This is a genomic window from Nonomuraea sp. NPDC048901 (genome assembly GCF_040649695.1).
GTDB lineage: Bacteria > Actinomycetota > Actinomycetes > Streptosporangiales > Streptosporangiaceae > Nonomuraea.
Window position 1 is genome coordinate 137,089 of sequence record NZ_JBEZFW010000012.1, and the last position, 22,968, is coordinate 160,056.

At 69.6% G+C, this 22,968-nt stretch carries 24 protein-coding genes; 11 read left to right on the top strand and 13 right to left on the bottom strand.

All coding sequences use genetic code 11. The annotated features are described in order from the left end of the window. Nucleotides 1-54: 54 nt before the first annotated feature. Entirely contained in the window at nt 55-972 is a 918-nt protein-coding gene (locus tag AB0C30_RS36175) for a MurR/RpiR family transcriptional regulator (protein ID WP_357952653.1), read from the bottom strand. A gap of 145 nt (nt 973-1,117) precedes the next feature. On the opposite strand from AB0C30_RS36175, the gene AB0C30_RS36180 reads away from it, so the two are divergent. From AB0C30_RS36180 to AB0C30_RS36190, 3 genes are read left to right on the top strand one after another with little or no spacing between them, the layout of a single operon-like run. Continuing rightward, a complete protein-coding gene (locus AB0C30_RS36180) occupies nt 1,118-2,509 on the top strand; it encodes an MFS transporter (protein ID WP_357952654.1) in 1,392 nt (463 codons plus the stop codon). Further along, the gene (locus tag AB0C30_RS36185; protein ID WP_357952655.1) at nt 2,506-2,952 is read left to right on the top strand and encodes a GAF domain-containing protein; all 447 of its coding nucleotides are present in this window, start codon (nt 2,506-2,508) and stop codon (nt 2,950-2,952) included. The genes AB0C30_RS36180 and AB0C30_RS36185 overlap by 4 nt, the downstream gene beginning before the upstream one ends. A gap of 10 nt (nt 2,953-2,962) precedes the next feature. Next, nucleotides 2,963-4,174, top strand: a complete 1,212-nt coding sequence (locus AB0C30_RS36190) for an amidohydrolase family protein (RefSeq protein WP_357952656.1) — start codon at nt 2,963-2,965, stop codon at nt 4,172-4,174. 7 nt (nt 4,175-4,181) lie between these two features. Here AB0C30_RS36190 and AB0C30_RS36195 read toward each other — a convergent pair whose 3' ends face one another. The 3 genes from AB0C30_RS36195 to AB0C30_RS36205 are packed head-to-tail and all read right to left on the bottom strand — an operon-like array spanning nt 4,182 to nt 7,212. Further along, nucleotides 4,182-4,994, bottom strand: coding sequence for a carbohydrate ABC transporter permease (locus tag AB0C30_RS36195; RefSeq protein WP_357952657.1), 813 nt, complete (start codon nt 4,992-4,994; stop codon nt 4,182-4,184). After that, on the bottom strand, nt 4,991-5,905 hold the full coding sequence (locus AB0C30_RS36200) for a sugar ABC transporter permease (protein WP_357952658.1): 915 nt from the start codon (nt 5,903-5,905) through the stop codon (nt 4,991-4,993). The genes AB0C30_RS36195 and AB0C30_RS36200 overlap by 4 nt, the downstream gene beginning before the upstream one ends. A 2-nt stretch (nt 5,906-5,907) precedes the next feature. Then, entirely contained in the window at nt 5,908-7,212 is a 1,305-nt protein-coding gene (locus AB0C30_RS36205; protein ID WP_357952659.1) for an extracellular solute-binding protein, read from the bottom strand. Between the two features lie 268 nt (nt 7,213-7,480). On the opposite strand from AB0C30_RS36205, the gene AB0C30_RS36210 reads away from it, so the two are divergent. Further along, nucleotides 7,481-8,215, top strand: a complete 735-nt coding sequence (locus AB0C30_RS36210) for a DeoR/GlpR family DNA-binding transcription regulator (protein WP_357952660.1) — start codon at nt 7,481-7,483, stop codon at nt 8,213-8,215. Nucleotides 8,216-8,292: 77 nt separating this feature from the next. Next, the gene (gene sigJ, locus AB0C30_RS36215) at nt 8,293-9,216 is read left to right on the top strand and encodes an RNA polymerase sigma factor SigJ (protein ID WP_357952661.1); all 924 of its coding nucleotides are present in this window, start codon (nt 8,293-8,295) and stop codon (nt 9,214-9,216) included. 59 nt (nt 9,217-9,275) lie between these two features. Here sigJ and AB0C30_RS36220 read toward each other — a convergent pair whose 3' ends face one another. Both AB0C30_RS36220 and wrbA read right to left on the bottom strand, forming a co-directional pair. Beyond that, nucleotides 9,276-9,539, bottom strand: a complete 264-nt coding sequence (locus AB0C30_RS36220) for a nuclear transport factor 2 family protein (protein WP_357952662.1) — start codon at nt 9,537-9,539, stop codon at nt 9,276-9,278. 31 nt (nt 9,540-9,570) lie between these two features. Continuing rightward, on the bottom strand, nt 9,571-10,179 hold the full coding sequence (wrbA, locus tag AB0C30_RS36225; RefSeq protein WP_357952663.1) for an NAD(P)H:quinone oxidoreductase: 609 nt from the start codon (nt 10,177-10,179) through the stop codon (nt 9,571-9,573). Nucleotides 10,180-10,382: 203 nt separating this feature from the next. On the opposite strand from wrbA, the gene AB0C30_RS36230 reads away from it, so the two are divergent. Continuing rightward, nucleotides 10,383-10,877, top strand: coding sequence for a cupin domain-containing protein (locus tag AB0C30_RS36230; RefSeq protein WP_357952664.1), 495 nt, complete (start codon nt 10,383-10,385; stop codon nt 10,875-10,877). A 72-nt stretch (nt 10,878-10,949) separates the two neighbouring features. Next, the gene (locus AB0C30_RS36235) at nt 10,950-11,978 is read left to right on the top strand and encodes an AsnC family transcriptional regulator (protein WP_357952665.1); all 1,029 of its coding nucleotides are present in this window, start codon (nt 10,950-10,952) and stop codon (nt 11,976-11,978) included. Here the strand turns inward: AB0C30_RS36235 and AB0C30_RS36240 are convergent. From AB0C30_RS36240 to AB0C30_RS36260, 5 genes are all read right to left on the bottom strand, one after another. After that, complete coding sequence (locus AB0C30_RS36240) at nt 11,911-13,065, bottom strand: carboxylesterase family protein (protein ID WP_357952666.1); 1,155 nt, start codon at nt 13,063-13,065, stop codon at nt 11,911-11,913. The two genes, AB0C30_RS36235 and AB0C30_RS36240, sit on opposite strands and share 68 nt — an antisense overlap. After that, complete coding sequence (locus AB0C30_RS36245) at nt 13,062-13,943, bottom strand: VOC family protein (RefSeq protein ID WP_357952667.1); 882 nt, start codon at nt 13,941-13,943, stop codon at nt 13,062-13,064. Before AB0C30_RS36245 ends, AB0C30_RS36240 begins: the two co-directional genes overlap by 4 nt. Before the next feature lie 149 nt (nt 13,944-14,092). Next, nucleotides 14,093-14,953, bottom strand: coding sequence for a haloalkane dehalogenase (locus AB0C30_RS36250; RefSeq protein WP_357952668.1), 861 nt, complete (start codon nt 14,951-14,953; stop codon nt 14,093-14,095). 10 nt (nt 14,954-14,963) lie between these two features. Next, nucleotides 14,964-15,440, bottom strand: a complete 477-nt coding sequence (locus tag AB0C30_RS36255; protein ID WP_357952669.1) for a TIGR03618 family F420-dependent PPOX class oxidoreductase — start codon at nt 15,438-15,440, stop codon at nt 14,964-14,966. Further along, nucleotides 15,437-16,246, bottom strand: a complete 810-nt coding sequence (locus AB0C30_RS36260; protein ID WP_357952670.1) for an NAD(P)H-binding protein — start codon at nt 16,244-16,246, stop codon at nt 15,437-15,439. The genes AB0C30_RS36255 and AB0C30_RS36260 overlap by 4 nt, the downstream gene beginning before the upstream one ends. A 169-nt stretch (nt 16,247-16,415) precedes the next feature. On the opposite strand from AB0C30_RS36260, the gene AB0C30_RS36265 reads away from it, so the two are divergent. From AB0C30_RS36265 to AB0C30_RS36280, 4 genes are all read left to right on the top strand, one after another. Beyond that, nucleotides 16,416-17,399: a LacI family DNA-binding transcriptional regulator gene (locus AB0C30_RS36265; RefSeq protein ID WP_357952671.1), complete on the top strand. Its 984-nt coding sequence runs from the start codon at nt 16,416-16,418 to the stop codon at nt 17,397-17,399. A 155-nt stretch (nt 17,400-17,554) separates the two neighbouring features. Continuing rightward, a complete protein-coding gene (locus tag AB0C30_RS36270; RefSeq protein WP_357952672.1) occupies nt 17,555-18,724 on the top strand; it encodes an MFS transporter in 1,170 nt (389 codons plus the stop codon). Between the two features lie 41 nt (nt 18,725-18,765). Continuing rightward, nucleotides 18,766-19,230 carry a hypothetical protein gene (locus AB0C30_RS36275; protein WP_357952673.1) on the top strand — a complete coding sequence of 155 codons (465 nt, stop codon included), beginning with the start codon at nt 18,766-18,768 and terminating at the stop codon, nt 19,228-19,230. A 126-nt stretch (nt 19,231-19,356) separates the two neighbouring features. After that, complete coding sequence (locus AB0C30_RS36280) at nt 19,357-20,907, top strand: M4 family metallopeptidase (RefSeq protein WP_357952674.1); 1,551 nt, start codon at nt 19,357-19,359, stop codon at nt 20,905-20,907. Nucleotides 20,908-20,973: 66 nt separating this feature from the next. Here the strand turns inward: AB0C30_RS36280 and AB0C30_RS36285 are convergent, their stop codons facing one another. Together AB0C30_RS36285 and AB0C30_RS36290 are read right to left on the bottom strand one after the other, a co-directional pair. After that, on the bottom strand, nt 20,974-21,450 hold the full coding sequence (locus AB0C30_RS36285; RefSeq protein ID WP_357952675.1) for a MarR family transcriptional regulator: 477 nt from the start codon (nt 21,448-21,450) through the stop codon (nt 20,974-20,976). Further along, entirely contained in the window at nt 21,447-22,925 is a 1,479-nt protein-coding gene (locus tag AB0C30_RS36290; protein ID WP_357952676.1) for an MFS transporter, read from the bottom strand. Before AB0C30_RS36290 ends, AB0C30_RS36285 begins: the two co-directional genes overlap by 4 nt. Nucleotides 22,926-22,968: the final 43 nt, after the last annotated feature.

The window sequence follows — 22,968 nt, forward strand, 5'->3', positions numbered from 1 at the left end:
GGGCCGGCCGCGCTACGGACCGGCTCAGGGCCGCTACGGACCGGCTCAGGGCCGCTACGGGCCCGCGCCGGGTTCGTCGTCGTGCTGGTCGACGGGGGCGGGTGGTGTGGGGCGTCGGTGCAGGAGGCCGAACTTCGACCACATGCCCTCGGCCGTCTCGATCGAGGCGGCCGTCCGGGCCGGGTCCACGGTGGCCAGCTGCGTGACCAGCGCCTGCGCGACGGCCATGCCCGCGGTCAGCGACGGGAAGAACGCCACCCCCTCGGCTGGGACCATCACCACCTCCTCGGCGGCGTTGGCCAGGGCGGGGCTGGCCGCGTCCGTCAAGGCGAAGACGCGGACGCCACGGGCGCGCGCCTCATTGGCGGCCAGCACGGTGCTCTCGTACAGCCGCCAGAAGCTGATGGCGATCAGCACGTCACCCGGGCCGATCGCCGCGACGGAGTTGGCCAGCTCGGCGTCCCCGCTCGTCACGGCCGCGACCGGGTAGCCGGCCAGCCGGGCGTTGTGCGCGAGCGCCATGCCGACCGCCGCATAGCTGCCGTCCGCGACGATCACCGTGCGGCCCGCGGCGGCGACGGCCTCGGCGATGGTACGCAGCACGCCCTCGTCCAGGCGCCTGTTGAGCAGCGCGAGGCTGTCCAGGTCGCGCCGGAGCGAGCGGGAGCTGGGCGAGCCGGCGCCGCTGTGCTCGGCCGCCACCTGGGGCGCGCTGAGTGAGGACAGGTAGCGGGCGCGCAGCTCCTGCTGGAGCGCGGGCCATCCGGCGAACCCGAGCGCCTGCGCGGTGCGGGTCACGGTCGCCACGTTCACGCCCGCGAGCTGGGCCAGCTCGGCGGCCGCGCCGAACGAGGCCCGGCGCGGCTGCGAGAGCAGCACCTCCAGCAGCGCCGCCGCCTTGGGGCGCAGCCCGCGCTCGGGCACCCGGTCGCGCAGCCAGTCCTGAAAGTTGTCCGTGACCTGCTCTGCCACCTGATCCTCTCCCATGGGGTGAGGAGCCATGCTACGCGTTCGCAACATGGATACTGTGCAAAGAACATTGCAATCTATGGGATTTGCACTATACGTTGCCAGGCAATCGTTCTACAGGGCTGTGACCTTGGGAAGGTGCGTTGGCATGACCTTGTTGGCCCGTCTGGACCGGCTCCCACTGAGCCGTCCGCACTATCTCCTTCTGCTCATAGGCGGACTCGGCTACACCTTCGACGGCATGGACTCCGCCGTGGTCGCCTTCCTACTGCCCAGCGCCCGCGCGGAATGGGGCCTCGACGACGGCCAGCTCGGGCTGATCGGGTCCGCGAGCCCGTTCGGGTTCCTGTTCGGGGCGGCCATCGCGGGCCTGCTCGGCGACCGCATCGGCCGCAAGAAGGTCATGATGTACGCGCTGGCCTTCTACGCGGTCTTCTCCGTGGTCGCCGCCTTCGCCCCCAACTACGAGGCGTTCCTGGGCTCCAGGATCCTCGCCGGGGCGGGAGCCGGCGCGGAGAGCGCGATCATCGCGCCGTTCCTGTCGGAGTTCGTCCCGGCCAAGCGGCGCGGCTGGTTCATCGGCGCGCTGGCCGGGTTCTTCTCCTTCGGCTTCGTCATGGCCGCGCTGATCGGGCGGTTCGTGGTCCCCACGATGGACGACGGCTGGCGCGTCGCGCAGCTGATCACCGCGGTGCCGATCGTGATGCTGCTGTGGTGGCGGCGCTCGCTGCCCGAATCGCCGCGCTTCCTGCTCCAGCAGGGCCGCCACGCGGAGGCCGAGGCGGTGGTCGTGGACATCGAACGCCGCGTCGAGCGGGCCACCGGGCAGGCTCTCCCGCCCGTGCCCGCCGCCACCGCGCAGGTCGCGACGGCCACGCCGAAGGTGAACCTGATCAGCGCGCTGCGGTTCCTGTGGAGCCCGGCCATGGCCAAGCGGACCGCCGTCATCTGGCTGATCTGGTTCGTGATCACGTTCTCCTACTACGGGTTCTTCTCCTGGATCCCGACCCTGCTCGTGGGGCGCGGCATCACGGTGACCAAGAGCTTCGAGTTCTCGATCATCATCTATCTGGCGCAGATCCCCGGCTACTTCTCCGCCGCCTGGCTCTCGGAGCGGCTGGACCGCAAGAACACCATCGCGCTCTACCTCGCGGGCTCGGCGATCAGCGCGTTCTGGCTGTCCCAGATGGACTCGCCGGTCGCCATCACGATCGCGGGCGCGGTGCTGTCCTTCTTCCTCAACGGAACGTACGCGGGCGTCTACTCCTACACGCCCGAGGTGTTCCCGACCTGGATTCGGGCCACCGGCACCGGCCTGTCCAGCGCGTTCGGCCGCGTCGGCAGCATTCTCGCGCCCACGATCATCGGCCTGTCGGCCGCGAGCCTGGGCTTCGCCGGAGTGTTCGGCCTCACCACGGCCGTGCTGGTGGCCGGGGTGATCTGCGTGATCGTCTTCGGCCTGGCCACGGCCGGACGGTCGCTGGAAGACCTGACCGAGCGGGGCGATCCCGCCGACACAGCGGGGGAGATGGCGAAATGACCGACCTGAAAGACGTGGAGGACAAGGTCCGGGAGTCACTGGGGGTACGGCTGTTCACGGTCCTGGCCTGGATTCCCGAACGGCAGGCGCTGCGGCGCGTCCACAGCAGCGACCCCGAGCGCTATCCCGTGGGCGGGGAGAAGACCGTGGAGGTGGCCAAGGGCTGGCTGACCCGCTGCATCGAGGCGGGCGAGCCGTACTTCGGCCCGGACCGGGCCGCCGTGCGGGAGGTGTTCGCCGACCACGAGCTGATCGAGAGCCTGGGCTGCGGGGCCATCGTCAACGTGCCCGTGATGGACGCGGGCGAGGTGCTCGGCGTGCTGAACATCCTGGACGCCGAGGGCAGTTACGACGAGGAGTCGGTCGCCGTCGCCGCGTCCCTGGCGCCGCTCGCGGTGCCCGCCCTGCGTGCCGCCGTACACGGAACCGCCGAGAGAACCTGAGAGGTATCAAGTGAGTCTGCTGCTGCGTAACGCCCTCGTGCTCGACGTGGTCACCGGTGACTACGCCGAAGGTGACCTGCGCTTGGAGGAGGGCCGCATCGTCGAGGCGGGCCCGGGACTGGTCGGCACCGCGGGCACGCGGGTGATCGACGTGGCCGGCGGTGTGGTCGTACCCGGGCTGATCGACGCGCACGTGCACGTCACCGCCGCGACCGCCGACCTGGGCGGCCTGCCCGCCATGTCGCCTTCCTACGTCGCCGCGCACAGCGCCCGCCTGATGGGGCAGATGCTCGACCGCGGTTTCACCACGGTCCGGGACGCCTCGGGAGCCGACTACGGGCTGTGCGACGCCCAGGAGGAGGGCCTGATCCGCGGGCCGCGGCTGCTGTTCTGCGGCAAGGGGCTGAGCCAGACCGGCGGCCACGGCGACCAGCGCGGCCGGGGCCAGAACGGGAGCGCCGACCAGTCCTGCTGCGCCGGTCTCGGCCGGGTCGCCGACGGCGTGGACGCCGTGCGCACCGCCGCGCGCGATGAGTTGCGCAAGGGCGCCCACCACATCAAGGTCATGGCCTCCGGCGGTGTCGCCTCGCCCACCGACCGCATCGACTCGACCCAGTACTCCATGGACGAGCTGCGCGCGATCGTCGAGGAGGCCGAAGCCGCCAACCGCTACGTCGCCGCGCACGCCTACACGGCCCGCGCGGTCAACCGCGCCCTGGAGGCGGGGGTGCGCTCGATCGAGCACGGCAACCTGCTCGACGACCGCAGCGTGGAGCTGTTCCTGCGGCACGACGCCTACCTGGTGCCCACGCTCGTGACGTACTGGGCGCTCAAGGAGGAGGGCATGGCCTTCGGCCTGCCGGAGTCGAGCTGGCGCAAGGTCGACGAGGTGCTCGGCGCCGGGCTCCGGGCGCTGGAGCGCGCCGCCCGCGCGGGCGTACGGCTGGCCTACGGCAGCGACCTGCTGGGCGGCATGCACCGGCACCAGAACCACGAGTTCCGGCTGCGTGGCGAGGTGCAGCAGCCGATCGACGTGCTGCGGGCCGCCACGGTCAACGCGGCCGACCTCGTCGGACTGGCCGGCGAGATTGGCACGCTCGCGGTGGGCGCGCGGGCGGATGTGCTCGTGCTCGACGGCGACCCCCTGCGGGACCTCGGGGTGCTCGCCGAGCCCAAGCACATCCGCCACGTCGTGCAGGGCGGCCAGGTGGTCTCCGGGTGAGCTTGCCTCAGCCCTTGAGTCCGCTGGAGAAGCCCTTGATCACGTAGCGCTGCAGGAGGAGGAAGATCACCACGATCGGCAGCGCCCCGAGCACCAGCCCGGCGAAGACGAGACCGTGGTCGGAGACGTACTGGCCGACGAAGGCGAAGACGCTCACCGGCACCGTCTCGAACCCCGAGCCGCCCAGGTAGAGCAGGGGGGTGAAGAAGTCGTTCCAGATGAAGACGGCGTTGAGGATCAGCACCGTGCCGGTGATCGGCCGCAGCAGCGGGAAGACGACCCTGGTGAACGCGGTCAGATGCGAGGCGCCGTCGATCTGGGCGGCGCTGGCGTACTCGCGGGGCAGCGCGCGGATGAACCCGGTGTAGAGGAACACCGTGAACGGCAACTGGATCCCCGTGTAGAACAGGATCATCCCGGCGTGCGTGCCGATCAGCCCCAGGTCGGTCACCAGCTGGTAGAGCGGGATCATCCCGAGCTGGAAGGGCAGCACGATGCCCAGCAGGAACAGCACGTACAGCCCGTAGCCCAGATGGCTCTTGGCCCTGGCCAGGTAGTAGGCGGCGAAGGAGCCGAGGGCGATCAGCGCGACCAGGCTGACCGCGGTGATCACGGTGCTGTTCATCAGGGACGGGCCGAGCGCGGCCGCCGACCACGCCTTGGCGAAGTTGTCCGTCGTGGGCGGGGCGGGCAGCGCCAGCGGCGTCTGCGAGATCTGCGCCGGGTCCTTCAGCGACAGCGTGATCAGCGCGTACACCGGGAAGAGGAACGCCACCGCCACCACGATCATGACGATCTCCAGCAGGAACGTCCGCCTCACTGGGCCACCTCCCGGCCGCGCAGGTAGTAGACCTGCACGAGCGACACCGCGGCCACGAACAGCGCGAGCACCAGGGCGATCGCGGTGCTGTAGCCGAACTTGCCGAACACGAACGCCTGCTTGTAAAGCACGGTCGACAGCGTCTCGGTGGCGTAGCCGGGGCCGCCGTTGGTCGCCGCGAAGACCTGGTCGAACAGCTTGAGACCGCCGATCGTGGAGAGCATCAGATTGATCGTCAGAGCCGGGGCGAGCAGCGGCCAGGTGACGTACCGGAAGCGCTGCAGGGTGCTCGCGCCGTCGATCATCGCCGCCTCGTGCAGCTCCTTCGGCACGCCCTCCAGCCCGGCCAGGAAGATGACCATCGAGTAGCCGGCGTACTGCCACACGACCGTGGCCGCGATCGACCACAGCGCGAGCGACGGGTCGCCCAGCCAGTCGATCTTGAGGCCGAGCAGCCCGTTGAGCCCGGCGGACGGGTCGGGGTTGTAGATGTACTTCCACAGGAAGGCCACCATGACCGGGCTGACGACGACCGGCGCGAAGAAGATCACCCGCAGCAGTGCCCGGCTCTTCAGCTTCGCGTGCACGCCGAGCGCGAGCAGCAGCCCCACCGCGTTCTGCACGACGACGATCGCCACGGTCAGCAACAGCGTGTTGCCGATCGAGTCCATCGCCTGGTCGTCGTGCAGGAGCGTCTGGAAGTTCGCCAGCCCGACGAAGGACTTGTCCGCGCCGATGCCGCTCCAGTCGGTGAAGGCGTACAGCATGCCCGCCAGGCTGGGATAGAGCACGACGACGGCGTACACCACCAGGGCGGGCGCCGCGAACAGCCACGAGGGCGAGAGCGCGGCGAACCGCCGCCGCGGCTTGCCGGCCGCGGCGGTGGATCGTCCGACGGGCGTCGCTGTCATGGTCATTTGGCGTAGGCCTCGTCCATCTTCCGTAGCGCGTCGTCAATCTTGATCTTGCCGGCGAGCAGGTCCTGGATCACGGCGAAGTGGACCGGCTGCACCTCGGCGTTGGGCCAGCGCTGGTCCATGAACGGCACGGCCCGGTCCTTGGTGAACGGCAGGAACGACTGCACGGCGGGGTCGATGGTGGAGGAGGCGTCCTGGGTGAGCGGGATGGCCGCGATGGCCTTGGCCCAGCGGTTGATGTTCTCCTGCTTGCCGAGGAAGTCGATGAACGCCTTGGCCTCGGCCAGGTTCTTGCCCTTGGCGGCGGCGCCGAGGCCGACCACCACGCCGGCCGGGATCCACACCTGGTCCGCCACGTCCGCGCCGGGGACCGGGAACATCGACAGGTCGTCGGGACTGCCCGCCGACTTGCGGAAGTCCGGCAGCACCGCCGACACCTGGATGGCCATGCCCGCCTTGCCGGTGGCCACCATCGAGATCTGCTGCTCGAAGGTGGTGCCGTTCGGCTTGTCGTTGAAGAAGCCGCGCTTCTGCAGCTCCAGGTACATCTCCATCGCGTCGCGCCAGCCGGACTTGGCGAAGCTGGTCTGCCCCGCCGCCTGCTTGTCGTCGAAGGTGGGGTCCTTGGCGTACACGGTCGACGGGACGAGGGCGTACGTGATGAGCTGGGTGACCCACGGCGTCTGCGCGCCCAGGGCGATCGGCGTCTTGCCGGCCTTCTTCAGCTTGTCGCAGACCGCCAGGAACTCCGTCCAGGTGGTCGGCGGCGCGTCCACGCCCGCCTCCTGGAACACCTTCTTGTTGTAGATCGCGCCGATGACCGAGGAACCGGCCGAGTAGATGTAGGTCTTGCCGTCCTTCTGGAAGGCGGGCTTGAAACCGGTCGGGATCGTCTGCGTCCACGACTGGTCGGACAGGTCGGCCAGCAGCCCGGCCCCGGCGATCTGGTCCATCGACATAGCGCTGCCGCTGCCCGGGTAGACCACGTGCACGTCGGGCGCGTTGCCCGCGCCGAGCTGCGTACGCAGCGAGGTCTGCACCTGGTCGGTCGGCGCGAACGAGGTGGCCAGCGTGACGCCCGGCTTGGCCTGCTTGTAGGCCGCCACCAGCTCGTCCATCGGCGCCTTCTGGTCGGCCACGCCGACGAACCTCAGCTCGACGGCGGAGGTCTGCCCCTGACCGGTGGAGCCGGTGGTCTGTGGCTTGGTCGAACACGCGGTCGCCGCGGCGGCGACCGCGAGACCGCCCATCATGCGGAAGAACTGAACGCGGCTCAGCCTGGCGTCGCGTAGTTCGGTCATGGCACTGTCTCCTCGGTCTGACGGGATTGGGGGGCTCCCGAGGGATGCGAACGTTTTAATTAGTTACATCTAACGTTAAAACGTGTGAAGTTGTGAAGGTGCGAGGAGACTACGAGCCGTTCCGCAGGGGTGTCAAGGGTGCGCGCCACGCTACGATGCGCTGTCATCACAGCTGCCATCGCGCTGTCATCGTTCTGTCATCGAGACCGGGAGGGCGCGGGTGAAATCACGTCAGCACTCGGACAGGGGAGTCGTCAGGCGCCAGGCGATGGCGGAGCATCTCATGCGGCACGGCTCCGCCTCGGTGAGCGAGCTCGCGGAGGTGTTCCGCGTGAGCGTGATGACCGTCCACCGCGACCTCGACGAGCTCGAGTTCCATGGCATGGTGCGCAAATACCGCGGCGGCGCGAGCGCGCAGGCGTCGAGCGTCTTCGAGAGCAACATCGCCTACCGGCTGACGGCCCAGACCGAGGAGAAGGAGGCGATCGCCCGCCACGTGGTGGGGCTGATCGAGCCGGGCAGCTCGGTCATGATCGACGACTCCACGACCGCGCTGGCCGTCGCCCGCCATCTCAACGAGGTGGCCCCGCTGACCGTGGTGACGAACTTCCTCGAGGCCATCAAGCTGCTCGCCCCCGTGCCCGGCATCCGGCTCATGGCGCTGGGCGGCGAATACCATCCGACGCACGACTCGTTCCTGGGCGTCGGCTGCGTCGACTCCGTCCAGGCCATGAACACCGACATGGTGATCGTCTCCACCTCGGCCATCTCCGACCGGCACGCCTTCCACCAGGAGCAGGAGATCGTGCTGGTGAAGCGGGCCATGGTGGCCGCGGGGACGCGCTGCGTGCTGGCGGTGGACCACACCAAGCTCGACCGGGTGGCGCTGCACCGGGTGGCGCCGCTGGAGAAGTTCGATGTCATCGTGGTGGACGCGGGGGCGCCGGCCGAGGCCGTCCAGCGCCTGCGCGACCGGCGGCACAACGTCGAGATCGCCGGCTAGCGCGCCGCCTCACATTCCGTGGTGTCGTCTCGTCGTACTGGGGAGAACACCTGGGACAACGGAAAGTCGGCGACACCATGACCACCCCACTCGAGCCAGGAGGCGGCCGGCTCGATCCGGGCCTGAGCGCGATCATGAGCGAGCGGCGCAAGCTGATCAATCTCGCCTACCGCCTCCTGGGCTCCTTGGCCGATGCCGAGGATGCCGTACAAGAGACCTACGCCCGCTGGTACGCCATGACCCAGCGGCAGCAGGACGCCATCGAATCCCCCAGCGGCTGGCTGACCACGGTCGCCAGTCGCATCTGCCTGGACCTGCTCCGCTCGGCACGCGCGAGGCGCGAACGCTACGTCGGCGAATGGATCCCCGAGCCGCTGCCCGACCCCACGGAGTGGATCACCGGCCGGTCGGCCGACCCGGTCGACCGCGTCACCCTCGACGAGTCGATCACCATGGCCTTCCTCGTCGTGCTGGAGTCGATGACTCCGGCCGAGCGCGTCGCGCTCGTCCTGCACGACGTCTTCCGCTACTCCTTCGCCGAGGTGGGCGAGATCGTCGGCCGTACGCCGGCGGCATGTCGCCAGCTGGCCTCCTCGGCCCGCCGCCGCATCGGCGCCGCGCAGGCTCCCGCGACTCCGGCGGCCCAGCAGGCCGGGATCGTCAGGGACTTCAAGCAGGCGTGGGAAGCCAAGGACATCGACGCCCTCATCGGCCTGCTCGACCCCGACGCCACGGCGATCGCCGACGGCGGCGGCCTGGTCAGCGCCAGGCTCCACCCGATCGAAGGCAGCGAGCAGGTCGCGCGCTACTGCGTCGAAATCGCCGACCTGGCACCCGATCTGATGCTTCTGGAGCGTACGGTCAACGGTCAGCCCGGTCTGGTGCTTCAGCTGGACGACGTCACCGTGGCGGTGATGGCGTTCGAGGTCACGGGTGACCGGATCAAGCACATGTGGGGAGTGCGGAACCCTGACAAGCTCCGGCCCTGGACGACAGGCTGACTCTTGCCGGTAAGTCCCGGGGCGCCGCAGCCAGTGCGGCGCCCCTTCCGGCCAAACGATCAGGCCGGCTCGAACGCGATATCGGTGCTCGCCGCAATGGTAAGGTCGTGCGTTTCCAGGCCGATAGGGCCATCGTATTCGTCGAACCACCGCACAAAGTTGCCGCGGACTTGATCCGATCCCGCGAACTGGAGCGGCGGCACGACATCGTAATAAACAATGTCAGAAGAGTAATGTGACATGAGGCGGTCAATGTCCTTTGCCCGGCAGGCATCGACTCGGCTCTCCAAGAGCGCCCTAACCTCGGACTCGTTCGAAGTCATCGCATTCTCCGTTCATCAATCCCGTGCTGGATCAGGCGGCGCGGCCGGCCTTGAGTGAGGCCGCGGTGTCGACGACGCGGCGGGCCTGGAAGCGAGCCGCCTGCAAGATCACCTCACTGGGCGGGCCATCGCCGCCCACGTGGGAGGTGCCATAGGGATTGCCCGACTGGAACTGGATGGGGTCGGCGTAGCCGGGGGGCACGATGATGCCGCCCCAGTGGTAGAAGGTGTTCCCCAGCGCCAGGAGGGTGGATTCCTGACCGCCGTGGGCGGTGTTGGAGGCGGTGAAAGCCGAGTACACCTTGTCCACGAGCTTGCCCTGAAACCACAGCGGACCAGTGGTGTCGATGAACTGCCTGAGCTGGTTGGCCGGGTTGCCGAAGCGGCTGGGGGTGCCGAACATTACCGCGTCGGCCCACTCCAGATCGTCGTGGCCGGCCTCGGTGACGTCGGCGGTGTCCTGGCGGTACTGCACCCAGGCCGGGTTGGCGCTGATCGCCTCCGGTGGGGCCGTTTCGGCGACCCTGCGCAGGCGTACGTGTGCGCCGGCCTTCTCCGCGCCCTCGGCGACGGCTTGCGCCAGAGCATGCACGGTGCCTGTGGCGCTGTAGTAAATGATCGCGACCTTGACGGGTTCCATGATCGGTTCACTCCTTCGGGTTCGGTTCATCGGTAGGACAGTTCATGGATAGGACGACGTAGCCCTGCGCAATGTGAGGTGACGCGTCTGCACCGGAGCATGTTGGCTCAATCGAACAGGCGGGAATTGGCTCTCCCGACGGAGCCACTTCATCGCGTAGGGTCGGGCCGCCCGGAATGATCCACCGCTTGGAGCGAGTAACGATGTCCTATCCGCCGCCCCGATACTTGACGGAACACGGAACTGCCAGCGCGGCCTTCCGGTCGGCCGACGCACCGCCGGACCTGACGATCGGAGTCAAGTCCCGGGTCGGTTATCTGGCGACCGGCGCGAGCACCGATGGCCAATTCGGTCTCTACCGCTGGGACATGGCCGCGATCCCGAACGGCCCCGGCGCCCACTTTCACCGGACCTTTTCCGAGTCGTTCTTCGTCCTGGAGGGGACTGTCTCGCTGTACGACGGAGAGCGCTGGCTGGACGCGACACCGGGCGATTTCCTGTACGTGCCGCCAGGCGGAGTCCACGCATTCAGTAACAATTCCGATGCGCCTGCCTCCATGCTGGTGCTGTTCACGCCGGGGGCGCCCCGGGAGGCGTACTTCCAGGAGCTCGCCGAAATCGTCGCTGCCGGCCGGCAGCTGACCGACGAGGAATGGACTGAGCTTTATGCCGCGCACGACCAATACGCCGTACCGTGAACCACGCGTAGCTCTGGCGGCTGCCCCTTGAGGCGGACGCAGTGGCATCGCCTGGACATTTAGCCTTGCTGGGTGGAACCAGTTGTCCTGGATGAGCTTGATCGAGCGATCGTTCACGCGCTGCACGTCGATGGACGTGCGGCGTTCAGGCAGATGGCGGCCGTGCTGGAGGTGTCGGATCAGACGGTGGCCCGACGTTATCGGCGGCTTCGTTCGGCCGGTGCGTTGCGGGTGGTGGGGCAGCCGGTGGCGCAGCGGCTGGGCTGGGTGGAGTGGGTATTACGTATCCAGGCCCTGCCGGAGGCGGCCACGGCGATCGCCGATGCGCTGGCGCGCAGGGACGACACCTCATGGGTGAGCCTGACCTCGGGCGGCACGCAGATCGTCTGTGTCGTCCAGGCGCGGGATCGGCGGCGACGAGACGCTCTGCTCCTCGGACAGCTGCCACGTACGCCGCAGGTCACCGGGGTCAGTGCCCATTGCGTGTTGCGGGTGTTCGCCGGCGGTCCGACCGGGTGGCACGGACGGGCCGACGCGCTTACCTCCGGGCAGATCGCGGCGCTGGTACCCGGACCAGGCGACTTGTCCGGGAAGGCCGTCGTGTCGGGCGAGGAGGACGAGCAGCTGCTTGCGGTGCTCGCCCAGGACGGACGGGCGGGATATGCCGAGCTGGCCAAAGCGATCGGGGCCTCGGAGATGACTGCCCGGCGCAGGCTGGAGTACCTGCGCCGGGCCGGGGCGGTCTTCTTCGACGTGGACATCGACCCGTTGCTCCTGGGATACGACACGATCGCGATGCTGTGGCTGACCGTTGAGCCATCCGCGCTACGGCAGACGGCCGAGGCGGTGGCCGGGCACCCCGAGGTCGCCTTCGTGGCGGCGACCACCGGCACGACGAACCTGCTGGTATTCGCGGCCTGCCGGGATGTGCCCGCTCTCTACGAGTACCTGGAGACCGGGATCGGCACCCTGCCGGGCGTCCGGCAGTTGGAGAGCGCGCCGATCATCCGCAGCAGCAAACGGGTCGGTGCGACTATGCGAAGTGATGCACGAACGAGCCCTGGTCGTAGCGACGCCAGCCGGGTGACTCGCCGTGGATGAAGGCGATCCAGGGCCGCTGGACCTGCTCGACCAGGCGTTCCAGATCGGCCGGGTCGGCCCCGGCCAGCATCGGGGCGTGTCGCCACGCCCGCAGGCCGCCGAACACGAACGGCAACTCGACGCAATGGCAGGCCCCGAGCGCGCTACCGGCGGGAGACCAGTCGAACTGGTAGGCGTGGGCGGTGGTCATGGCCGCCGCCAGTTCCAGGCTGCCGTGGCGGAACAGCCGGTCGGTCTCCTCCTCCGCCGCGCCGGGGAAGAACGCGCGGGCCTCATCCCGGGTGGTTCCGATCAGCGTGGGGATGTCCCGAGGAGCATCGGTCAGCGCCGGGTCCTCGACCAGTTGGAAGGGCGGAGTGACCTCGCCTGGCCTGGCGGTGCGCCGGGCGACCTCGCTCTGGGCGGCCAGGATCGACGCGGTCGGCGCCGTCATGACATCGGCGTCCAGCACCTCGAGGAAGAGATCGGCGATGGACGTGGCCGGTTCGAGGTCGTAGGGGCGTACACCCGCGGGCAGACTCTGCAGGATGACCCGCTGAAACAGCTCGCCGCAGTCCGGATGGCGCAGCATGGCAAGCGCCGACATCGCACCGGCGGACTGGCCGGCCAGCGTCAAGCGGTCCGGATCTCCGCCGAAGCGAGCGACGTTCCGCCGCACCCACCGCAGCGCCAGCATCTGGTCGAGCAGGCCGAGGTTGGCCTGACCGCCGGGCCGGTACAGGTATCCCAGAGCGCCCAGCCGATAGGTGACCGTGATCACCACCATCTCGCCGCGCCGGGCCAGCAGCGCACCGTCGTACCACGCCTCGCCGCCCGAGCCGCTGGTGAACCCGCCGCCATGCAGCCACACCAGGACGGGAAGCCCGCTGCCGCCCGGAGCCCAGACGTTCAACGACAGGCAGTCCTCGTCCTGCTCGAGCCCGCTGCCGGGGCCCATGACGTGCGCCAGGCGGGAGGCCGGCTGCGGCGCGGCCCGCCCGGGCAGCAGAGCCTCAGGCACGTCACCGAGGTCCGGTGCGGCCTGCGGCGCCGACAGCCGGTCGCCCCTGCCGTACCGGATGCCGGCGAACGCGCCGGTGAGGATCATGGCCGCACCTCGCGGAAGGCGAGCGTGGCGCCGCGTGCCTGGGCCGCGCCGACGAAGAACCCGCCGCCCGGCAGGTTCCGCGTGGCGAAGCCGTTGCCCTCCACCAGTGTGCGGGCGGCGGCGAGATCGGCAACCGCCACCGTCTGTCCGGCCATGTACGGCAGCGCCGGAACGTCCTCGCCGGGCAGCACCTCGGCGAAGCCGGAGACCGGGACGATCTCCATCTGCCCAAGCGCGAGCCGCAGCACCTGGCGCGGCCCATCGGCGACCGGCGTCACATCCAGGATGCGGGCATACCGTTGCACGGTGGCGGCCAGGTCACTGTCGTCCACCACCAGCAGGACGCTCTCCAGATGGGTGGCTCCGTTGGCGTGGCGTAGGTAGCGGGGCTGGTGGATGAGTTCGGGCGTCAGGTGGCAGGCGGCGTGGACCAGCCCCTCGGGCGTGAGCGCCCTCTCCAGGTGGATCGCCTGGAATCGTGCCGTCGCGGTGCCGTCCGGGGTCTCCACCTCGCGCTGCAGGGGCAGGACGCCCGAGGAGGACAGCCCGGCCGCGCGCAGCCGCTCCTCGGTCACGGCCGCGTCGGCGCAGCCGAACGAGTTGCCGTGCAGGCCCTCGTACTGAGCGATCAGCGGGCGAATGTGCCACGGATCGACGCTTCCGTCGCCGAACAGGCCGAGCAGCTCCAGGTAGTTGCCGCCGAACAGGGCGCACCGGTTACCGGCGCCCATGGGCTCGCGCTCGCCGCCGGGACGTGTGGATCCCAGGTGCATCGACAGCGGGCTCAGAGTGAAGCCCAATGCCTCATAGGTGGCGGCGGTGGTGTCCATGTCCGTGGTGTACAGGACGGAGTGATCGATCCGGTCAATGTCTGTCATGAGCCGAGACTGCACACCACCTGGCCCCGTACCCCAGTCACCCGACTTCAGGTGATGAATCTCGACACGAGAAGCTCTCTCATGAGAGAAACGCCCCATCCCCCTCGCCTGCCGACGGCGAAGGGGCAAGCGGGTGACCGTGGCTCTGGTCAGCGGAGGCCGTGCCGGTCCGCCCAGGCCGAGATGGCCGTGGCGATCAGGACGGGATGGTCCTCGGGGGTGTGGTGGCCGGCGACCTCCTCGGAGTGTTCGATCTCCAGGGCGGCCATGCTGGCCGCGCACCACGCGATCATGTCCTCGTGCATCATCGCCCCCGGCCCGGGTGCGAACGTGAGCAGCAGCTTGGGCACGTCCGTACTGGCCGCCAGCCACCGGTCGTACGCCTCGACCCTGGCCACGACGTCGGCGGGCTCGCCGCCCAGCGGCATCGCGCGCGGCCACTGCAAGAGCGGCCGCCTGCTCTCGCGCGTCGGGTACGGCTTGCCGTAGACGTCGAGGTCCCCCTGGGAGATCGGGGTGGCGACGGTGCCCGGCAGCCCCTGCTCGAGGAAGGCGTTGTCGTCCAGGATCATCGCCTCGCCGACGCCCTCGGTCTTGATCGCCCGGAACAGCTCGCGGCCGCCCTCGGGGAACTCCTCCCAGGTCATCGGCTTGACGATGGTCTCGGTGAACGCGATGCCGCGCACCCGGCCCGGGTGCCGCGTGGCCCAGTCGAAGGCCAGGGCGCCGCCCCAGTCATGCCCGACCAGCACCACGTCCTGGAGGTCCAGCGCGTCGAACCAGGCGTCCAGGTAACGGGCGTGATCGGCGAAGGTGTAGTCGATATCAGGTTTGCCCGACTCGCCCATGCCGATCAGGTCGGGGGCCAGGAGCCGTCCGGGTCCCACGGCCGGCATGACCTCTCGCCACAGATGGGACGAGGTCGGGTTGCCGTGCAGGAAGACGATCGGCGCCCCGGTGCCGGACTCGCGGTAGTGCAGGGTCGAGTCGAGAATGTCGAGAAAAGCCATGATCCAGTCCTTAGTCAAGGTTGAGCTGAGTGATGCGATCGACCGCGATCTCGATGACCACGCGGCCGGGCGGATGGGGTGGCGGTGATCCGTAGCGCTCGGCATAGCGCCTGACGCCCTCGGACACCCGATCGGGTACGTCGTGCACAGTGGCGACGCCCTCGAGCGTCACCCACCGGAACCCCACCGCCTGGCAGAGCGCCACACGGCCGCCCTGCCCGGCGAGGTTTCTGGCCTTCCGCGTGCCGCCGACGGTCAGGACACGGGCCAGCCCCGCCGCCTCGTCCCAGGTGAAGCGCACCGCGACCACATGCGGCGAGCCGTCGGGACGCAGGGTGGTCAGGGTGGCGACGTGCGGCTCGGCGAGGAAACCCGCGACACCCGCCGCCGCGCCCACCGGAAGGCGGCGAGTCGTGCCCGCCGGAAGGCTCGGAAGGCGGCGAGTCGTGCCCGCCGGAAGGCTCGGAAGGCGGCGAGTCGTGCTCATCGGAAGGCGGGGAGGTTGCGCGCGGCCCAGTCGGCGAAGGTGCGCGGCGCGCGGCCGAGCACGCGCTGGACGTCGGGACTGACGGTCTGCTCGGCCGCGGTCGGCTCGCCCAGGATGGCGAGTGTGCCCTCGACGACGGGCTCGGGCATCACCTGGAGCATCTGCGCGCGTGCCTCCTCGCGGGTCTGCTCCACGAACCGCACCGGCTCGCCGAGCGCCGCGCCGAGCGCCGCCGCCCGCTCGCGCGGGGTGACCAGCGCGGGTCCGGTCAGCTCATAGGTACGGCCGGAGTGCCCGGACTCACGCAGGACCGCGGCCGCGACCGCGGCGATGTCGGCCGGGTCGATGGTCGGCAGCCCGACGTCCCCGAAGGGCGCGGCGGCGGTGCGCCGCGTCCGGACGGATTCGGCCCAGGCGTAGGCGTTGGAGTCGAAGCCGCCGGGCCGCAGGATCGTGAAGTCCAGCCCCGACTCGCGCACCGCCTGCTCGAACAGGGCCGGGTGCCGGTAGACCTCGGGACGGGTGCCCGCTCCTTGCGAGGAGAGCAGGACGACCCGCTTGACGTCCGCGGCCTCCTTCAGGATCCCGTGCGGGTCGTCTCCGGCCACGAGGAGGAAGAGCGCGTCGGCGCCTTCCAGCGCGGAGCGGAGGCTCGTGGGGTCGTTCAGGTCGGCCGGGATGTGCCGTACACCCTCGGCGAACTGGGCGGACTGGCGGGACACGGCCGTGACCTGCTCGCCTGCCGCGGCGAGGATGCTGACGAGCTCGCGTCCGACGTTACCCGTGGCGCCCGTGACAACGATCATGATGTTACTCCCGATCAGATTCTTAGTTAGTTGGCTGACTGAGAAGAACAGTAGTGTGTCCGCGCGGTGCTTGTCCACAGTTAGTTGGATGACTGACTCAGAAATCTCCCGGCGGGGCCCCGGCGGCACCACTGTTACGATTCAGCCCGGAGCCGTACTGGGGGGATGGATGGCAGCCAGGCAGCGCCGGATCACCTCGATCGATGTGGCCAGGGAAGCCGGGGTCTCGCAGACCACGGTCAGCTATGTGCTCAACAACGTGCCGCACCAGAAGATCTCCGAGGAGACCCGGAGCCGGATCTTCGCGGCGGTCGACAAGCTCGGCTACGCCCCCTCCGCCGCCGCGCGCACCCTGCGCCGGGGTCGCAGTGACCTCGTGCTGATCGTGCTGTCCGGCGTGCCGCTCGGCGCCACGCTCGCCCAGCTCGTCGAGAATCTCACCGACGACCTCGAACGACACGGCCTGACCGCGATCACCCGGCGCGAACGCCGCCTGCCCGTGACGGCGCTCGCCCGCGAGCTGGAGCCGACCGCCATCGTCGCGTTCACCGCCATCTCCCCCGAAGACCGGGCGAGCCTGCGGGCGGCCGGCATCAAGGTGGTCAGCGCCCGGCTCGACGGCGGCGGCGAGAACGTCCTGACGCTGCCGCAGACCGAGATCGGCCGCCTTCAGGCCGGGCATCTTGCCGCCACCGGCCGCCGCCGCATCGGCTACGCGGCGCCGGACGATCCACGCGTACGCGACTTCTACCACCTGCGTCTCGGCGGCGTCCGCCAAGCCTGCGCCGAGCTGGGGCTGGAGCCGCCGGACGTACGCGATGTGCCGCTCGACACGGCCACGGCCGCCGAGGTGGCGCGCGGCTGGCACGCCGCAGGTGTCGACGGCGTCTGCGCCTACAACGACGAGACCGCGTTCGCGCTGCTGGCCGGGATGCGGGCGGCGGGTCTGGCCGCCCCCGGCGACCTCGCGGTGATCGGCGTGGACGACATCCCGCTCGCGCCGTTCGCCGTACCGCCTCTGACCACGGTTGACCAGCACACCCAGACGGTGGCCGAGCACCTGACGGAGATGATCCTGCGGGCTGACGGCACGCGCTCGCCGCAGTCCTCTCGGTCGGAGACCGCGAGCCTGGTGATCCGCGAGTCCGCCTGAATCGGGGGCCGAGGAGAGCGGCCGGCTCCTCGCGACGTAGCGCGTAGACGCGAAAACGCGTTGCCGTTGATCCCCGCGAAACGTATGGTTTTGCGCTCGTGGTCACTGTGGTGGAGAGGGTCCTGCCTGCGCGGCTGGGGACAGGGTTTCGGTGGTTGCTGGCCTCGAGCTGGCTGACGAATCTCGGTGACGGGGTCGCGGCCGCCGCGGGCCCGCTGCTGATCGCGTCGTTGACCCGTGACCCGCTGCTGATTTCGCTGTCGGCCCTGGTGGGCTGGGCGCCGCCGCTGCTGTTCGGCCTGTACGCGGGCGTGCTGTCGGATCGGCGCGACCGGCGCAGGATCGTGCTCGTCGCGAACGCGGTACGGGTCATGGTGCTGGCGGCGCTCGTCGCGCTCATGGTGACCGGCACCGTGACCGTGGCGACGGCGCTGGCGGCGCTCACGCTCCGCTCCATCGCCGAGGTGTTCGCCGACAACGCGACGGCCACGCTGACGCCTATGATGGTCGGCAAGGACGATCTCGTCATCGCCAACGCCCGCCTGGGCACGGGGTTCATCACGCTCAATCAGCTCGCCGGGCCGCCGATCGGCGCGGCGCTGTTCGGCCTGGGCTTCACCTGGCCGTTCGCGAGCCAGCTGCTCCTGGTGACGGCGGGGATCGTCCTGGTCTCCCGGATCACGCTGCCGCCGCACGGCCGACAGGCCGACGGCCCCAAGCCCGACACCGTACGGGAACTCATCGCCGGGTTCACCTGGACCATCCGGCACGCGCCGGTCCGCACACTGGCGCTCACCATCCTGATCTTCAACTTCACGTTCGGCGCGGCCTGGTCGGTTCTCGTCCTCTACACCCAGGAACAGCTCGGCCTGGGCGCCATGGGATTCGGCCTGATGACCACAGTCGGCGCGATCGGCGGCCTGATCGGCACCGGCCTGTACGGGACCATCACCCGTAGCGTGAGTCTCGGCGCCCTGATGCGGATCGGACTCATCATCGAGACGTTCACCCACCTGGGCCTGGCCCTGACCCATTCACCGTGGGTAGCCGGAGCCATCTTCCTGGCCTTCGGCGCGCACGCCTTCATCTGGGGCACGACCTCGACCACCGTCCGCCAGCGCGCGGTCCCACACGAACTCCAGGGCAGGGTGGGCAGCGTCTACACCATCTGCGTCTACGCCGGTCTGGTGGTCGGCACCTTGATCGGCGGTGTCCTGGCCACCCGCTTCGGTGTCGTGGCGCCCTTCTGGTTCGCCTTCGCCGGCTCCGCGGTGTTCGTCGTGCTGCTGTGGCGGCAGCTCATGCACATCGCCCACGACGACTGAGTAGGCTGGCCGCTGCCGCCCGACCAGTGAAGGAGCCGCTGATGACCGCCGACGCGACGATGGCCCGGATCGGCCAGGGGGTGGAGTTACATCACCACCGAGGTCAGCGTGACGCCGCTCGCGAGCTGTTCGCGCAGATCTGGGATGACATCGGCGGCGAGCAAGGCGATCCGCTGCATGTCTGCGTTCTCGCCCACTCGATGGCCGATGTGCAGGACGACGTGCACCAGGAGCTGATGTGGGATCTGCGAGCGCTCGCCGCCGCTGATCAGGTCACCGACGAGCAGGTGGCGCAAGCCGGGGTGCCGCTTTCGGTGGCGGGCCTGTATCCGTCGTTGCACCTGAACTTGAGTGAGTGCTATCGCAAGCTGGGCGATCTCGGCCGCGCCCGCGAGCACCTCCAGCAGGCCCGAGCCGGGATCGGCGCGCTTGGTGACGACGAGTACGGTCAGCTCATCAGGGATGGCCTGGAGCGGGTGGCCGAACAGTTGGATAACGCCACCTGACGAGGTCCATACCACGGCGTTATGGGCAAATTGGGAGGTATCTCTTAGGTCACTCGCGATGCGAGTCTGAGTGCGACCCCAGCCGGCCGGGGCTCGTCCACTCCACCCCCCTGAGGAGCAACGAGCGTGAACCCCAAGCTCAGGTTGGGCGCTGCCGCCATACTCGCGTTAGCCCTGACCATCACCGCACCGGCGGGCGTCACAAGCGCGAACGCCCAGGCGGCCGACCCACCCTCACCCTCGGAACGCGGCACCGCGGTGGCGACCGCGCAGAGCGTCATCGCGTCCAACCGGACGCAGCTCCTGGCCGCCGACCAGGACGCCTTCTCCCTGTCGTCGACCATCGCCGGCGTCAACGGCATACAGCACCTCACGTACACGCGTACCTACGCCGGCCTGCCCGTCTACGGTGGCGAGGTAGTCGTCACGACCGACAAGTCCGGCAAGGCCGTCAGCACGATCGACACCGGCCAGCAGGCGAAGATCGCCCTGGACACCAAGCCGCAGATCGCCGCGCAGGCGGCGGCGGACACGGTCCGTAACGTGGCGCCCAAGGCCACCTCGATCAGCACGCCGACTCTCGTGGTGCACGCCGCCACGACCACGCCACGCCTGGCGTGGGAGGTCGTGGCCGCCACCGCCGACCAGTCGAGCATCATGCACGTGTACGTGGACGCGCGTGACGGCCAGGTCATCGACAAGTGGGACCAAGTGGTCGACGGCACCGGCAACAGCTACTACAACGGCAACCCGGTCACCATCGCCACGTCCCCGTCGTACCGGATGGTCGACCCCACGCGCACCGGCGTCCAGTGCGGCGGCCAGAACGGCTCCGCGTACACCAAGTCGACCGACAGCTGGGGCAACGGCAGCGGCACGAACCTGGAGACGGCCTGCGTCGACGCGCTCTTCGCGGTCCAGCACGAATGGAGCATGCTCAGCGAGTGGCTCGGTCGTAACGGCATCAACGGCTCGGGCCGCGGCTACCCCGCGAGGGTCGGGCTGAACGACGCCAACGCCTTCTGGAACGGGTCGTACGCCTCCTTCGGCCGCAACTCCGCGGGCAGCAGGCAGGCCACGTCGATGGACGTCGTCGGGCACGAGTTCGGCCACGGCGTCTTCCAGTTCTCCGGCGGCAGCAGCGGCAGCGGCAACGAGGCCGGCGGCCTGAACGAGTCGACGGGTGACATCTTCGGCGCGCTGACCGAGGCGTACGCCAACGAGCCGGCCAGCTTCGACCCGCCCGACTACCTGGTCGGCGAGGAGGTCGACCTGGTGGGCAGCGGCCCGATCAGGAACATGTACAACCCGTCGGCGCTGGGTGACCCGAACTGCTACAGCTCCTCCATCCCGAGCACCGAGGTGCACGCGGCGGCCGGACCGCAGAACCACTGGTTCTACCTGCTGGCCGAGGGCACGAACCCGAGCGGTAAGCCGGCCAGCACCCGGTGCGACGGCGGCGCGGCCATCACCGGCGTCGGCATCCGCAAGGCGGGCCAGATCTTCCAGACCGGCCTGAACATGAAGACGGCCCCGTGGACGCACGCCAAGGCCCGCGTGGCCACGCTGCGGGCGGCCAAGACGCTGTTCACCGGCTGTGTCGAGTTCAACGTCGTCAAGGCGGCCTGGAGCGGGGTGAACGTACCCGCGCAGAGCGGCGAGCCGACCTGTCCCTGAGCACGATGGCGCCCTGTTCAGCGTGGATTGTCCGCAATCCGCCTGGGCAGGGCGCTTCCGGCCGTCTTAGGGCGCTTGTTCGCTCGTGATCTCTGCGGGTGACTGAAGCTTGGCCATGATCCGGTCAAGGGCGGCCAGTTCCGCCGGCTCCAGCTCCAGCAGGGCGCGCGGTGGCCGGGCCAGGATGCGTTCGGCCTGCTGGGCGGCGGCGACGCCGGCCGGGGTGAGGGTGACGAGCTTGGAGCGGCGATCGTCGGGATGCACGCTGCGCTCGACGTAGCCCGCCCGCTCCAGGTTGTCCACGACCAGCGTGGTGTACGGCTTCTCCGTGGCCAGGCGGGCGGTCAGCTCGCGCATGGTGAGCGGGCCGCCCAGCAGGCGGCGTAGCGCCTTGGCCCGGAAGAAGCTCATGCCGAGCGTGTCGGCGACCTCCTTGCGGCGGTTTTCCTGCTTCAGGACGAGGAAGCACATGGCCGCCCAGGAACGGGCGACGGCGTCCTGCGTGGCCTCGCCGCCTACGCTGTCGTTCGTCGCGTCGCTCATACGGTGCCCGCCATCCTGTGGACGAGCCGCTCCGTCGTGTGCTCGGCGGTGCGCCTGGCCCAGCGGCTTGTGGTGAGGATACCGAGCACCAGCACGACCGCGCCGGATGCCGTGCAGATCCACCAGCCGATGTGGCTGGCCTGCGGGAAGCCCGTACGCCATGGTCCCTGAACGGCGGCGGCGACCAATGATCCGAGCACCGCGACGCCGAGTGCCTGGCCGATCTGGCGGCTGGTGGAGGCCACGGCGGCGGCGACCCCGGCCTGGGCGCTCGGCATGCCGGAGACGGCGGTGTTGGTGATCGGGGCGTTGACCATGCCGAAGCCGAGCCCGAAGACCACGTACGAGGCTATGAGCTGCCACGTCGGGGTGTCGGCGGTGAGCCCGGTCAGGATCAGCGCGCTCACGGACATGGCGCCACCGGCGACGACCAGCGGCACGCGCGGCCCGGCGCCGCCGACGATCCGCCCGGACAGCGGCGCGCACACCACCGTCAGCCCGGCCATCGGCAGGGTCAGCAGCCCCGCGTGCAGCGCCGAGTAGCCGAGGACGTCCTGCAGGTAGAGGGTGTTGAGGAACAGGAACCCGCCGAGCGAGGCGAACGCGCAGATCGCGATGACCGTCGCCCCCGCGAAGGGGACGCTGCGGAAGAACCTCGGGTTGATCAGTGGTTCCGCCCGGCGCAGCTCGTACGGGATGAGCAGCGCCAGTGCCAGCGCGGCCGCCCCGCAGCAGGCGATGGTCTGCCCCGAGCCCCACCCGGCGGACGGCGCCTCGATGACTCCGTACGTCAGCCCGGCCAGCAGCACGATGACCAGGAGCTGCCCGACGGGATCCATCGGGCGGGCCCGGGGGGCTCGCGACTCGGGCACGAACAAGGCGCACAGGACGAACGCGGCCAGCCCCACGGGAATGTTGATCCAGAAGATCGTCTGCCAGGTGCCCCAGTCCACCAGCGCCCCGCCGATCACGGGCCCCAGGGCCATGCTGATCCCGACCACGCCACCCCACACGCCGATGGCGCGCGCCCGCTCCCTCGGATCGGTGAACGTGTTCGTGATGATCGACATGGCGACCGGGTTGAGCATGGAGCCGCCGACGGCCTGCAGCGCTCGTGCGGCGACCAGCCAGCCGAGGCTCGGCGCGAGCGAGCACAGCAGGGAGCCCAGCGTGAACAGCGCCAGGCCCGTCTGGAAGGTGCGCCGCCGCCCGAACCGGTCCGCGGTCGAGCCGGAGAGCATGAGCAGGCTGGCCAGCACGACCGTGTAGGCGACGATGATCCACTGCAGACCGGAGACGGAGGCGTGCAGGTCGCGCTGGATGGCGGGCAGCGCGACGTTCACGATCGTGTTGTCCAGGCCCACGATGAACAGGCTCAGGCAGCAGATCGCGAGAATGAGCAACCGCCGCCGGCGATCCGGGCCGGGTGGCCCGGTCTCCTGGAGGGTGGCGACGGGCTCGTTAGTTGCTGGCATATAACAATTATACCCATGTAACCAAATGTCGGACTCTTGTGCT